This is a genomic window from Pseudomonas tumuqii (genome assembly GCF_013184545.1).
In the GTDB taxonomy this organism is placed as follows: domain Bacteria; phylum Pseudomonadota; class Gammaproteobacteria; order Pseudomonadales; family Pseudomonadaceae; genus Aquipseudomonas; species Aquipseudomonas tumuqii.
This window is the reverse complement of sequence record NZ_JAAOJA010000007.1, coordinates 37,792-51,515: the sequence shown is the minus strand read 5'-3', so window position 1 is coordinate 51,515 and position 13,724 is coordinate 37,792. Positions and strand designations below refer to the sequence as shown.

The following is a 13,724-nucleotide window of genomic DNA, read 5'->3' as shown; positions in this document are numbered from 1 at the left end:
GTTGCTCAGGCGCCTAGCGGTACCGGGCATAACTCAATGTTCAGAATTCGCAACGGCTAGCAACCAAGTCGTCTAAGCGATCTGTGACATGCCCCCTAGAGTTAGCATGACTACATGGAAATAGAGCGACAAAAGTAGATGCCGCCGCCGGGTTTTGCCGGGGCGGTTATTCAGTCCACGCCCAGGCGTGACGCTGTAACCCGACAGGCCTTTAGAGCGGGTATTCGACGCCACACCAACAAAAACAAAAGGCAGATGGCCATGTTCAAACAGCCCAAAATCCGGCAAGCAAGTCTGATCGTATTCGCCACGACCTTGATCCTGATAATCCCCAACCTGACCCGTCTGGTCGGCTGACCCCTTGCCTGTCCAGTGGCTGCGTACCGCACAAAGCGCGGCAACGCAGCATGGCACAGGCAAGCGTGGCAGCCATGACCAGGCCAATCGCGCGCAAAGCCGCGCCGGCCAACGCCGGCGCTTGCTCTCGGGCATTTTCAATTATGCTAGAACCTCGATCGATATTTCCCCGAGGAGTTCTGCATGCGTGTCTTGACTGGCGTTCTGGCACTGTTGCTCAGCTTGCCGCTTGGCGCAGATGAAATCTCGCCACAGCGCGCCGTTATTGCCCTGCAAACACCTGGTTCGGTGCTGATCGATGTACGCACTGCAGAAGAATTTGCCGCCGGCGCCCTGCCCGGAGCCAGTCGTATCGGCCATGAGCAGATCGCCGCGCAGATTGCCGCCCTGGTCCCCGACAAAAACACGCCCATCGTGCTCTATTGCCGCAGCGGCAGGCGCTCGGCAATCGCCCAGGACAGCCTGGCGCAACTGGGTTATCGCAACCTGATCAACGCTGGCGGCTACGACCAGTTGAAACAGGCCCTGGCGCAGCAAAATTGACTCCGCGGGTAGTGCTGCTTGCCTTGCTGACCCTGGCTAGCGCCACGCAAGGCGCCGAGTTGCGCCTGCAACTCGGCGGCGTCAAGCGGATCTGGAGCAGCGCCGAATTACTCGCCCATCCCCAGGCCCGGCACATCGAGATTGCCGAGGACGTCAGCTACAAGCGCACCATGAGCTACCGCGCGGTGCCGCTGGCGGCGCTGCTCGACGGCGTGCAGCCTGGCGATCATCTACAGGCCCTGGCACTCGATGGTTTTGTCGCCGAACTGCCGGCGGCCGCCGTGCTCAACCAAAGTGGCGCGCAGGCCTGGCTGGCGGTGGAAGATCCGGCCCTGCCCTGGCCACCCCTGGCGACCGGCAAAGCCAGTGCCGGGCCGTTTTATCTGGTGTGGCAAAACCCGGCGGCCAGTCATATCGGCCCGGAGCAGTGGCCATTTCAGGTCGCGCGTATCCGCAAGCTGGCGACAGTGGCCGAGCGCTTTCCACAATTACTGCCGGCTGCCGATGCGCCTGCGCAGGTGCAGGCCGGCCTCATGCAGTACCAGAAACACTGCATGGCCTGCCATCGCCTGAATACTGCCGGTGACTCGCAGTTCGCCCCCGACCTGAATGTGCCGCATAACCCGACCGAGTATTTCGCGGCTGATTTTCTCCGCCGCTACATCCGTAACCCGCAGCATCTGCGGCGCTGGCCGCAAGGCCGGATGCCGGGGTTCGCAGAGACAGTATTGAGCGATGCCGAACTGGCGCAGCTGCTCGACTACCTGCGGCATATGGCCGGACGCAAGGTGCAGGATGGCTAACCTGAAGGCTGCTGCTCCTGGTTAACAGCCCAGCAGGCGAAGCATCGCCCCATGCGCCAGGATTACGCCCCCTGTGCCAAGCCCGCCGTCGACTACTCCCAGTAATCGCTCGGCGGTTCCGCTAGTTGGCCGAGCAATGCATTCAGGCCGCTGCTCCACTGCTGACGAATCCCCTCGAAGTAGGCATCGCCTTCGCGTACGCGAAAACCGCTCGGCACCTCGAAGCTGTCGGTTTTATAGACCAGCAGATCCAGCGGCATACCGACCGTCAGGTTGCTGCGGATGGTCGAGTCGAAGGAAATCAGGGCGCAACGCAGCGCCAGTTGCAAAGGCGTCTGGTAACTCAGCGCGCGATCGAGGATCGGCTTGCCGTATTTGCTTTCGCCGATCTGGAAGTACGGTGTGTCTTCGCTGGACGCGATGAAGTTGCCCTGCGGATAGAGGTTGTAAAGCGCCGGGGCTTCGCCATGAATCTGCCCACCGAGCAGAAACGAGCAGCCCAGTTCAATGCCCTGGTTCAGGGTTGCGCCTTCATCATGGGCCAGCACTTCGCGAAGGGTCTCGCCCACCAGCGTCGCCGCGGCAAACAGGCTCGGGACATTGTGCAAATGCTCGCCGTCAGCGCCCAGGCGATGGCGTAGCAGGCTGATCACCGACTGCGAGGTGGCCAGGTTGCCGGCGCTTTGCAGGACGATCAAACGCTCGCCGGGCACCCCGAACACATGCAGTTTGCGAAATACGGAAATGTGATCGACACCCGCGTTGGTACGCGAGTCGGAAACGAACACCAGCCCTTCGGCCAGGTTCATGGCAACACAGTAGGTCATGCTTCACCTTGTAGAACCAATGCGCCCGGTGCAGTCGTAAATCCTGCACCGGGCGCGGTTGAGTACTCATCGTGCGAATTCTACTGGTGTTGCACCTGCAACAGCGGAGAAACTTCTACGAGGGCGTGCATCTGCTCGGTGCCGCCACCACGGCGCATGCCGCGCACCGGGCAGGCATCCAGGTAATCGCGGCCGATCGCCAGCTTCAAATGGCGTTCCGGCTTGGCCAGGCAGTTGGTCACATCGAAACTGTACCAGGCACCCTCCAGCCAGGCTTCGGCCCAGGCGTGGCTGGCCAGGTGGTCGCTGCTGTCGGTGAGCAGGTAACCCGACACGTAGCGCGCTGGGATGCCCAGGCTGCGCGCGCAGGCGAGAAAGGCATGGGCATGGTCCTGGCAGACGCCCTGCTGGCCGGCGAAGGCTTCGGCGGCGCTGGTTTCCACGGCAGTACTGCCGGTCAGGTAGCTGATGTGGCTATGCAAGCCATGCATCAGGTCGATCAGGGCGCTGCGGTCGCGACGCTTCTTGCAATGCTGCTGGGCGAACTCGCGCAAGGCTGCATCCGCCGTCGTCAGGCGGGTGAAGCGCAGGAACGGCAGCGCCGACTGGTTCTCGTGTTCGGCCTCATGCTGTTCATCGATCTCGACCTGGCCGCTGGCGCCGATGACGATGGATTCGTGGGGCTCATCGATTGTCAGTACATGCAGGATGTTGCCGTACGGATCGAGCTGGGCACGCACCGGGCGCGGCAGCTTGAGCTGCCAGTTGAGCACACGCTGGCGTTCACTGTCGTGCGGGGTCAGGCGCAGGTACTGGATGCTCGCGCGCACCTGATTTTCGTAGTGATAGGTGGTGTCGTGGCTGATGGACAGTCTCATGCGACCTCCAGGTAAGAACTGTGGATGGCGTGGCCCAGCTTGCGCACCAGCAGGATGAAGTCGGTGAGCCAGGTATGCAGGCCCTCATCCAGTACCTCGTTGATGCTGGTGTAACGCAGGCGGGCTTCCAGTTCGGCCGCCAGGCGCTGGGCCGGACGACCATTCTCGCCAGGCAGGCTGGCGAGCATCAGGCTGAGTTCGTCCATGCAGGCGCGCAGCGAGCGCGGCACCTCGGGACGCAACAGCAACAGCTCCGAGACCTTGCGCGTACCCGGCGAGCCGCGATAGATCTCGGCGAAGGCCTCGAACGAGGACAATGCGCGCAACAGCGCACTCCACTGGTAATAGCTGCGTGCCGGGCGGCCGTCGACCTCGTCGATGTCCTCACCGAGCATTTCGTAGCGCGCATCGAGCAGGCGCAAGGTGTTGTCCGCCCGCTCGATAAAGGTGCCCAGGCGAATGAAGCGGTACGGATCGCCGCGCATGATGGTGCCGAAGGTGGCGCCGCGAAACAGGTGCGAACGCTCCTTGACCCATTCACAGAAGCGGCTGATGCCGTAGCGCCCCAGGCCCTGCTCGGCGATGCCGCGAATCTCCAGCCAGCTGGCGTTGATGTTCTCCCACATCTCGGCGGTGATCCGCCCGCGCACCGCGTGGGCATTGCTGCGCGCCGCACCCAGGCAGTTGTAGATGCTCGCAGGGTTCTCGGCATCCAGGGCGAAGAAATGCAGGATGCGCTCGGCATGCAACTGGCCATGGCGCGCCATGTACTCCTCAAGCGTGCCGGTGATGAGCAGTGGCATGGCCAGCTCTTCCAGGCCATCGCCACGGCCATCCTGCGGCATCAGCGACAGCGAATAACTGACATCGAGCATGCGCGCGAGGTTTTCCGCGCGCTCCAGGTAACGCGACATCCAGTACAGATCGGAGGCAGTTCTACTCAGCATAGTCAGGGCGCTCTCATGTTAAATGGCGAGCCACGTTGGCGCGGTGAACCTGCCAGGCAAGACGCGGGCGCAGGCGATGGCCACTCCCTCGTCGAGCCCCGCAACGCTGCATGGCGGGCTCACAGCACCAACCCGAAGGGCCGCACCCCGCAAGGCGCAATCCCGCGTTATTCGTCGTTCATGTGGAATAGCCAAACTTCCTTCCTCATTCCTTGTCTTGCGCCTTGCGAGCCAGTGACGTGGCCGCGACGAAACGGCAACAGACCCTAGTCCTCCACCACCCAGGTGTCCTTGGTACCGCCGCCTTGCGACGAGTTGACCACCAGCGACCCCTCGCGCAACGCCACCCGGGTCAGTCCGCCGGGCACGAGGCGCACTTCGCGACCGGACAGGACGAACGGACGCAGGTCGATGTGCCGCGGCGCGATGCCAGTCTCGACAAAGGTCGGACAGGTCGACAGGCACAGGGTCGGCTGGGCGATATAGGCCTCCGGCTTGGCGATCAGGCGGGCGCGGAAGTCTTCGATCTCGGCCTTGCTCGCGGCCGGCCCGACCAGCATGCCGTAGCCGCCGGAGCCCTGGGTTTCCTTGACCACCAGCTCGCCGAGGTTGGCCAGCACATGGGACAAATCGGCCGGCTTGCTGCACTGCCAGGTCGGCACGTTCTTGAGGACCGGCTCCTCGTCCAGGTAGAAACGGATCATCTCGGTGACGTAGGGATAGGTCGACTTGTCGTCCGCCACCCCGGTGCCGATGGCGTTGGCCAGCACCACATGGCCCGAGCGGTAGGCCGACAGCAGCCCGGGGACGCCGAGCATGGAGTCCGGATTGAAGGCCAGCGGGTCGAGGAAGTCGTCATCCAGGCGCCGGTAGATCACGTCCACCTGCTTGGCCCCGGCGGTAGTGCGCATATAGACCTTGTCGTCACGCACGAACAGGTCCGCGCCCTCGACCAGCTCCACCCCCATTTCCCGCGAGAGGAAGGCATGTTCGAAATAGGCACTGTTGAAGCGCCCCGGGGTCAGCACCACCACGTTGGGATTATCCAGCGGGCTGGAGGTCTTCAGGGTCTCGAGCAGCAGGTTCGGGTAATGGTTGATGGGGGCGATGCGCTGCGCGGCGAACAGCTCGGGAAACAACCGCATCATCATCTTGCGGTCTTCGAGCATGTAGCTGACGCCGCTCGGCGTGCGCAGGTTGTCTTCCAGCACGTAGTAGCTGCCATCGCCATCGCGCACCAGATCGACCCCGGCGATATGCGCATACAGGTCGCGGTGCAGATTCAAACCCTGCATGGCGATCTGATAGCCCTCGTTGGCCAGCACCTGCTCGGCCGGAATAATCCCGGCCTTGATGATGCGCTGCTCGTGATAGAGGTCGGCGAGGAACATGTTCAGCGCCTGCACGCGCTGGATGCAGCCGCGCTCGACCATCCGCCATTCGCTGGCGGGAATGCTGCGCGGGATGGTGTCGAAGGGAATCAGGCGTTCGGTGCCCTGCTCATCGCCATACAGGGTGAAGGTGATGCCGGCGCGGTGAAACAACAGATCCGCTTCGCGGCGGCGCTGGGCCAGCAACTCCTTGGGCGTTTCGGCCAGCCAACGGGCGAACGCTTGATAGTGCGGACGGCATTCGCCATTCGCCTGGTACATCTCGTTATAAAAGGTGCGGACCATGCCGTGCTCCTTGTCACCCGGACATACCAGAGCACTGCAAAGCCCGAGCCATCAGGCTTATCCATTAATAATCATAGGGTTAAGAAAGAAACGAGCCCCCGACGCACCAATCTGGAGCAGCCCCGCGCGCATCACCGGGCATCACGCACTGCCATACGGCAATGCCGTGCATCTCAAGCCAACGCCAGCTTCAACCAATGCCGATAGAAGCCTTCGGCCACCTGATTGAGGGCAGCAATTTTGCTCGGCAAATCATCCAGCATCTGCGCCTGGCTCTGCTGGCTGGGCTGACGCTCATCGAGCAGATGCCGCCAGTCGCCGAGCCATTGCCGCACCAGCGCCTCGGTCATTTCCGGGTGCCCCTGCAGGGCGAGGATCTTCTCCCCCCAGCTGAACGCCTGATTGTCGCACCAGGGGCTACGCAACAATGGCTGGGCGCCATGGGGCAGGCCGAAGGTGTCGCCGTGCCACTGGAACACCGGAAACTGCTGCGGTACATGGGCCAACCAGGGACTCGCGGCGGCGCCGTGCACCTGCTCGAGCAACTGCCAACCGCTCTCGGTGTAAGGCATACGGCTGATTTCAGCGCCCAACGCCTTGGCCAGCAACTGACCACCCAGGCAATGGCCGATCAGGGGAATATCGCGCCGGATGAAATGCTGCAGCGCCGCTATTTCACTGGCCAGCCAGGGCAAGGGATCGTTGACGCTCATCGGGCCACCCATGATCGCCACGACCTTGGGCCGATCCAGGTCGATGCCTTGCAGTTCGCCAAGATCGACCCGTAGCGTCTGAACATCCAGGCGCGCCTCATCCAGCACCCTGGCCAGATGGCCCGGCGGGCAATAATCGATGTGGGTGAGAATCAGGATATCGCTCATCAACAGCCTCCGCCGCCAAGTCTGCAGCAAAGCGGATGCTCGGGTCGAGCGGGCAATAGCGGGAGCAGATTGGTGCATCGACCAGCCAGGGACCGGCCGATGCTCATTACGGGAAGCGCATGGCTATCAAGGTTGCAGGCCTTTGACCTCCTGCGTCACACCCCAACCGTCCAGTTTTCCGCCAAGCGGCGCCACGACAGACTCCAGGTCATGTTCGAAGTCGCCAATGCCGTGGTAGGTCGCATACATCACTTTGCTCACCTGCAGGTGCCAGGCGCCGTCATCACGCTCGGTGACCAGGGCATGCAAGGACTCGCCACGAAAGTTTCGGGTCGCCATGCGGGCCCGCTCCTCATCCGGGAAAATGGCATAGAACTCGATGGGATGAAAGCTGGTGAAGTCGAAACCACCTTCTTTCATCCGCCGCAACACTCCGTTACTGACATCATCGTGCAAGGCTGTGCTCATGAAGTGATCTCCTCAGCGATGGAATGATTAACTGCTTTCCCATTGCAACCGCCATAACCGCGACGGTGTTGCGACACCTGTAACCATGCCGCCCGAGATTCAAGCAAGGAGCTGCTTGACGTGTCATAAGCCAGACCTGAAGACAGGGCTGGTCGACGATGCGCCATTCAGAGCGAATGGCGCGAAGCTGTCGACTGCAGAGTAGCGCGAAGCAGGAAGAATTGCAGGAGCAAAAGACAACTTGTGACAAAACCGGCGACCGCCAGCAGGTTGCCGGGTTTGGCGGTCACCTGCGCAACGCTGCAAGCGCATCCGGATCAGGCGGGCTACGGGCCCCGCTCCGCACGCCACGCAGCCGGCTGCGCAAACTGCTTGCTTGGCGGCGGGCGCGCTGAACTCGGCGGCTGCATTCATAGGAGGTCAACTCCGGGGCGTGAGGTCAGGTGGCGACAGCTGAAGGTCCAGCAGACCTTGTACCACTCATACACAGCGAAGATGCCGACCTATACGGGCAACAAATTCTGTTGGTAGGCCAGCGGTCTCCAGGCTAGATATCCATATTCTCTGAAGAGCGACTGCATACCGACAGCGCCTGAGCGAAAACACTCGTGCGTCGTTGCAAACGCTGCACTTATTCCAGAAATTCAGGAAGGTAGAAGATTTTTATGCAAGCTCTTACTGGAAAAACCGCTTTCATCACCGGCGCCGCCGAAGGCATCGGTTTTCACATCGCCCGCACCTTTGCGCAACAGGGCATGAACGTGATGCTGGCGGACATAGACGCCGCCATGCTGGAACAGGCGCGGCAAACGTTGAAAGATGAGGGCCACAGTGTGGCCGCCGTGGTCTGCGATGTGGCGCAACGCGACGCGCTGGAAGCAGCGGCCAAGGCTACCCTGGAACGCTTCGGCAAGGTGCATGTGCTGGTGAACAATGCCGGTGTATCGGTGGCGGGGCCTCAGGATCGGATTTCGGAAAACAACTGGCGCTGGATTATCGATGTAAACCTGATGGGCGTGGTTTACGGCGCACAGGTTTTTGTGCCCCTGATCAAGGAGCATGGTGAAGGTGGCCATGTGATCAATGTGGCATCGGTGGCCGGTACGCTCGGCATGCCCTTTGCCGGCCCTTACTGTGCGACTAAAGCGGCGGTGGTGTCGCTCTCGGAGAGTTGGCAAGGGGAGCTCAAGTCGGCTGGCATTGGCGTTTCGGTGCTCTGCCCGGCGTTTGCCAAGTCGCGCATTTATTGCAGTGAGCGTAACCGTCAGGCGGAATACGGTGGTGTTCCTTCGCTCAATGCGCAGCCGAGCCCTCGCACCCTGGAGGCCGCAGCCAAGGCCAAAGCGGCGGTAACCAATGGTATCGAGACGTATATCGTGGCCGACCGGCTGCTGGAAGCGGTGTTGCATAACGAACTGTATGTTTTTACCCACCCCCACTACCGGCCGGTGGTGGAAGGCCGCAGCCAGCAGTTGAGCCTGGCCTTCGATAGCGCCGAAGCCAGCCCGACCCTGAAGAATGTGGCAGCGGGTGAAATCACTTCGCTGTAAATCATGTTAACGGGGCATGAGAGGATCTCGGTTTATCCGACCATTGGGGCTAGCCGAACTATTGCGCCAAGCCCGCCCCTGCATAGGGTGCGACGGCCGAGACCGAGTCCGTCGTTCTTGGTGATCGGAGCGAGAAAGCACTCATTCTCGACGATCAGCGCCACATGGTCTTCAGGCAAGGCTGTCCAGGCGAGGACGGCCGCCAACGACTTGAGGATATCGGCATGTGCTATACCATCGGGAGTAGGAAAAAGCAGCGAGGAACGCGCAGTGCCTATATCCAGCTCGGATATCCATGCCGCCCATCAGGCCCTTTGACCGATTCGATTCCAGCCGTGCGGATCTGCCAGAGGCCTTCAACATAGAGGCTGATCTCATGACTACGATGCAATGCACCCACCGCGACCACATCATCACAGCCGATGTCGTGGAGCACCCGGGCATCCCGACGCCCTGGGCCGGCGGCTGCCATATCACCACCCCGGACGGCCATACCACCAGACGCCTACCGCTGCCCCTCGACCAGGCCTTTCTCGCCGAGCTGGAAAACGCCCAGCGCGTGTCCATCGCACACGGCAAATGGCTGGTTGACCAATGCCTGGATCAAGGCGTGGCACTCTTCGACCAACCCGCCGCCAAGGCTTGAGGACACTGATCGGCCTTTTCGTCGGACCCGGGTATACGCGAGCACTCTCGGTGCTCGCACCGAATCAGAGGACGTAGAACAGGATCGCGACGAAATGCAGCAAGCTGCCGGCCATGACGAACAGGTGCCAGATGCCATGCCAGTGACGGAAGCGACTGTCGTAGGCGAAAAAGATGATCCCGACGGTGTAGAGAACGCCGCCCACAGCCAACCAGGCGAAGCCCGCAACGCTCAGGGCGGCTATTAGCGGCTTGACTGCCACCAGGACGATCCAGCCCATCAGCGCATAGATCACCAGCGACAACACCCGAGCTTCGGAGCGCGGCTTGATCTCCTGCAGCATGCCAATCAGCGCCAGCACCCAGACCACCGCGAACAGCGACCAGCCCCAGGGGCCGCGCAAGGTCACCAGGCAGAACGGCGTGTAGCTGCCGGCAATCAGCAGGTAGATCGACAGGTGATCGATCTTGCGCATGATCACCTTCGCCCGCCCCTGCACGCTGTGATAGATCGTCGAGACGCTGTAGAGCAGCAGCAAGGTGGCGCCGTAGATGGCGACACTGACGATCTTCATCGCCTCGCCATCCAGACTCGCCAGCACCAGCAACCAGAGCGCCCCGACAAATGCCAGCACTGCACCGACCAGGTGGGTCCAGGCGTTGAATCTTTCCCCGTAGTACATGTGTCAACGACCTCGATCCACCACTCTTTATCAATGACTTATTGAATACAGCCAGATCCTAACGTAGATGGCTGACAGCGCTTCGTCGAGAACACGGGCGATCAGCTGCTTTTTCGGCATCCGCCGCCTCACTGCCGCTGCAGCGTGCCATCCACCACGCCAGCGCTGTTATCCAGCAAGCTCTTGGTGGCCGTCTGCAGGAAAGCCTCGAGGTTCTTCTGCAGTTCAGGATCGATATCACCCTCCACGCGCTCGGCTTGCGGCTTGGCGCCCAGACGATAGTCATACAGGCGCGGGGCGAAATCCTTGGGCTGAATCAGGATGCGCTCCGGGGTGACGATGGCCACGGTCTGGTCGCCGCCCGAGGGTTTGATCACGCCGATGCCCCGGTCGCCTGGCGGCAGATTGAGCAGGTCGCGGCCCCAGCACTGGTGACGTACCTCGCCACCCAGGCGGCCCATGACGGTCGGTACGATATCGACCTGGGTACCGAGCGTGTGGCTGACGGCACCGAACTTGTCCTGGATGCCCGGGGCGATCAGCAGCAGCGGCACGTTGAAGCGGAACAGATCCATCTCGGTCAGCTGCTCGGAGCTGCCGAAGCCGTGATCGCCAACCACCACGAACAGGGTGTCCTTGAAATACGGCGCCTTGCGCGCCTGGTCGAAGAACTGACCGAGCGCCCAGTCGGAATAGCGCATGGCCGTCAGGTGTTCATCGGCCGAACCGTAACCGGTCACCGGGGCAACCGGCAAGTCCGTCGGCAAGGCATATGGGGTGTGGTTGGACAGGGTCTGCAGCAAGGCATAGAACGGCTTGGCGCCGAAATTGTTCGCCAATTCGTGGGCACCGCGGTCGAACATGTCCTGGTCGGACACTCCCCAGGTCGGGTCCATGAACACCGGGTCGACGAAGTCCTCACGGCCGATGAAATTGCTCATGCCCTGGTTGCTGAAGAAGCCCGACTGGTTGTCCCACTGAAAGTTGCCGTTATAGACGTACAGGTTGTCGTAACCGCGGGCGCCGAGCAGTTGCGGCAAGCCGGAAAACTGGTGCGCGCCTTCGGGCGTGCGCATCAGGTACTCGAAGCTCGGCAGGTTGGGGAAGCAGGCCATGCTGGCAAACATGCCCTGGTGGGTATGGGTGCCGTTGGAGAAGAAGCGGTCGAACAGCAGGCCCTCTTTGGCCAACTTGTCGAAGTGCGGCGTGATATTGCCCGGATAGCCCAGGGCACCGACGTAATGGCCGGCAAAGCTTTCCATCAGAATCACCACCACGTTGCGAATCGGCAGCGTGCCGTCGGCTGGCGGGGTGTAGTCACGCCGGATCGCTGCCGTATCGGCATCGACCAGCTGATCGTGCGGCGTCAGCAGCAGTTTGCGTACGGTGTCCAAGGCCTGCTGATCGGTCATAGTCGACTGCCAGGCGTTGTCGCGGTGCGAGGAAAAACTGGCCTGGGCAGCCGATACCAGGGTCAGGGTGCCATTCAGGCCGAGCTGGTTGGCGAACATCGACTCGGTGGTATAGGCATCGCCCCAGCGCAGCGGCGGGCCCTGACTGAGATGGCCACGGGCGGCAATCACGGCCACCAGCAGGCAGGCGCAGAACGTAGCGATGCGCCAATGCCAGGCCGGCGCGCCGGTTGCTGATGATGGCGCCTTGGGCGTTGGTCGGCTGAGCCGATCCAGGCCCTTGAACAACTTGTCCAGCAACCAGGTCGCAACGGCCCAGGCCAGCAGGTAGCGCCCGACCGGGAAGCCGTTCCACAGCATGCTCAAGACGGTCCGTGGATCTTCCTGAAAGTACTGGAACACCAGGCTATTGAGACGCTGATGAAATTCTCGGTAGAAGTCCAGTTCGGACAGGCCGAGAAACAGCGTGATGCTGGCGAATCCGGTCAACCAGAAGCGCTGCAAGCCTCTGGCCGCCATGGCGCGCACGCTGAGCAAGGACAGCAGCAACGGAATGCAGGCATAGACCACCACCCGCAGGTCGAAACGCAGGCCGTTGAAGAAGGCCTCGGCGAAGCTAGCCGCCGGCGTGATGCCGATCAGCTCGCGGTTGTAGACCAGCAAGGCGACGCGCAGCAATGCATAGATCAGCAGCAGCGCCAGCGCGCTCAAGAGGGTGAAGGCCAGGTGACTTTTCAGGCTCGGGGCCGCTAGATGCAATGCGGATGACGGGTGTCTCGGGGCAGGCGTGGAGGCCATAGGTTCAGATTCCGTGGGGTCGACGCTTGAGTTCGAAAATGCGCTTGCGACCTTGCTCGGCCGGTAAATAGCGACCGGAGGCCAAGGTAATCGGGGTTTGTGCAGAGCATAAATGTGGCCAAATCACTTGCAACTGGCCGCAAGGCTCGAGCAGCAACAGCCGAGTCGTATGGGTGCTGCCTTTGCCAACCACAGGCCGCCGGGTTTGGACAGGCCGTGCAAGACCGTTCCCAGGGTTCCGGCGCTGTTCTGCCTGAGAATTGTGCCCTCGCCATCGGCCAGTTCCTGGCGGATAGCAAGCCTGCCCTGGGCTTCGGGAGCCAGGGCACTGACGCGGACAATATCCGCCTGAAAAACGCGATACGGCCAATCGGGCGCAGACATGACCGAGTATGCCGGGTAAGCCAGACCAGGCCCCAGCAGGACCAGGCAACACAGCAGCCACCGCCGGTAGCGCAAAGCTAATCGCATCGACACCACTCCACAGCCAGCCCAAAGGCAACGGCCGGGAGTCTGCCAAGTGCAGTGTGAAAATTTTGTCGCGACGGCTGCAACGTGCCGCTTTCTGACTGCGGATGTGCCGATCAGATGTTGCTGAGGTCTGGGTGAGCCCCCGCTGCTGCACCCGGACGATCACCCATATGTGCCGCCCTGGCCTTGCGCTGTAACACCCGGTCAATCGGCCAGGGTAGACAGCCCCTCAGGCAAAGAACTTCTTCATCGAGCGCGAGAACCAGCCGCCAGCCTGTTTATTGCTGACCAGGCTATTCATGTTGTCCTTGACCGCCTGCACATAGCCGGCGTCGTCGCTGCGGATATGGTTGAACAACCAGCGCGAGAGCAAACCGAGCAATTCATCGGTGATGTCCTCACCGGCCTGGAAGCGCAGATTGAAGTCCTTGACCCGACCGATGAAGATTTCATGGACTCGCTTGTGCGGCCGCGTGAACTCGTAACCGGCCTCCTCCAGCAGCGACTCTTCGAAGGCGAAATGCGACAGGGTGTAATCCACCAGACCGTTGAGCACCTCCCCCACCTCACCGCCACTGCCCCCGCTCGCCTTCGCCTGGTGCAGCGAATTGATCATGTCGACGATGCGCTTGTGCTGGTCATCGATGACTTGAATGCCCGTGTTCAGATCGTCCTGCCAAACCAGATAACTCATTTCCCTCAGCCCCTAGCGTGCCGCTCGACTGCAATGCGAGCGCTGCGCCAAGGCTACTCAACGGCTCTGGAATAGGGGCTGACGCAGATCA

Annotated in this window: 13 protein-coding genes; 4 read left to right on the top strand and 9 right to left on the bottom strand. The window is 61.7% G+C overall.

What is annotated here, in order from left to right:
* The first annotated feature begins 540 nt into the window (after window positions 1-540).
* Both G9C89_RS14205 and G9C89_RS14200 read left to right on the top strand, forming a co-directional pair.
* Window positions 541-900, top strand: a complete 360-nt coding sequence (locus tag G9C89_RS14205) for a rhodanese-like domain-containing protein (protein WP_172149053.1) — start codon at window positions 541-543, stop codon at window positions 898-900.
* Window positions 897-1,703, top strand: a complete 807-nt coding sequence (locus G9C89_RS14200) for a c-type cytochrome (RefSeq protein ID WP_172149051.1) — start codon at window positions 897-899, stop codon at window positions 1,701-1,703. The genes G9C89_RS14205 and G9C89_RS14200 overlap by 4 nt, the downstream gene beginning before the upstream one ends.
* A 92-nt stretch (window positions 1,704-1,795) precedes the next feature.
* Here G9C89_RS14200 and G9C89_RS14195 read toward each other — a convergent pair whose 3' ends face one another.
* From G9C89_RS14195 to G9C89_RS14170, 6 genes are all read right to left on the bottom strand, one after another.
* Window positions 1,796-2,530 carry a proteasome-type protease gene (locus G9C89_RS14195; RefSeq protein ID WP_172149049.1) on the bottom strand — a complete coding sequence of 245 codons (735 nt, stop codon included), beginning with the start codon at window positions 2,528-2,530 and terminating at the stop codon, window positions 1,796-1,798.
* Between the two features lie 80 nt (window positions 2,531-2,610).
* Entirely contained in the window at window positions 2,611-3,408 is a 798-nt protein-coding gene (locus G9C89_RS14190) for a transglutaminase family protein (RefSeq protein WP_172149047.1), read from the bottom strand.
* Complete coding sequence (locus G9C89_RS14185; protein WP_172149045.1) at window positions 3,405-4,355, bottom strand: alpha-E domain-containing protein; 951 nt, start codon at window positions 4,353-4,355, stop codon at window positions 3,405-3,407. The genes G9C89_RS14190 and G9C89_RS14185 overlap by 4 nt, the downstream gene beginning before the upstream one ends.
* 266 nt (window positions 4,356-4,621) lie before the next feature.
* Complete coding sequence (locus tag G9C89_RS14180; protein ID WP_172149043.1) at window positions 4,622-6,031, bottom strand: circularly permuted type 2 ATP-grasp protein; 1,410 nt, start codon at window positions 6,029-6,031, stop codon at window positions 4,622-4,624.
* Window positions 6,032-6,204: 173 nt separating this feature from the next.
* A complete protein-coding gene (locus G9C89_RS14175; RefSeq protein ID WP_172149041.1) occupies window positions 6,205-6,912 on the bottom strand; it encodes a type 1 glutamine amidotransferase in 708 nt (235 codons plus the stop codon).
* A 126-nt stretch (window positions 6,913-7,038) separates the two neighbouring features.
* Window positions 7,039-7,380 (bottom strand): ribonuclease E inhibitor RraB, encoded by a 342-nt coding sequence (locus G9C89_RS14170; RefSeq protein WP_079202128.1) that lies wholly within the window; start codon window positions 7,378-7,380, stop codon window positions 7,039-7,041.
* 665 nt (window positions 7,381-8,045) lie between these two features.
* Here G9C89_RS14170 and G9C89_RS14165 point away from each other — a divergent pair.
* Both G9C89_RS14165 and G9C89_RS14160 read left to right on the top strand, forming a co-directional pair.
* Window positions 8,046-8,930, top strand: a complete 885-nt coding sequence (locus G9C89_RS14165) for an SDR family NAD(P)-dependent oxidoreductase (RefSeq protein ID WP_172149039.1) — start codon at window positions 8,046-8,048, stop codon at window positions 8,928-8,930.
* Between the two features lie 376 nt (window positions 8,931-9,306).
* Entirely contained in the window at window positions 9,307-9,576 is a 270-nt protein-coding gene (locus tag G9C89_RS14160) for a hypothetical protein (RefSeq protein WP_172149037.1), read from the top strand.
* Between the two features lie 64 nt (window positions 9,577-9,640).
* Here the strand turns inward: G9C89_RS14160 and trhA are convergent, their stop codons facing one another.
* From trhA to G9C89_RS14145, 3 genes are all read right to left on the bottom strand, one after another.
* A complete protein-coding gene (gene trhA / locus G9C89_RS14155) occupies window positions 9,641-10,258 on the bottom strand; it encodes a PAQR family membrane homeostasis protein TrhA (RefSeq protein ID WP_172149035.1) in 618 nt (205 codons plus the stop codon).
* Between the two features lie 128 nt (window positions 10,259-10,386).
* Window positions 10,387-12,468, bottom strand: coding sequence for an LTA synthase family protein (locus G9C89_RS14150; RefSeq protein WP_172149033.1), 2,082 nt, complete (start codon window positions 12,466-12,468; stop codon window positions 10,387-10,389).
* 700 nt (window positions 12,469-13,168) lie between these two features.
* Window positions 13,169-13,633: a bacteriohemerythrin gene (locus G9C89_RS14145; RefSeq protein ID WP_172149031.1), complete on the bottom strand. Its 465-nt coding sequence runs from the start codon at window positions 13,631-13,633 to the stop codon at window positions 13,169-13,171.
* Between the last annotated feature and the right edge of the window lie 91 nt (window positions 13,634-13,724).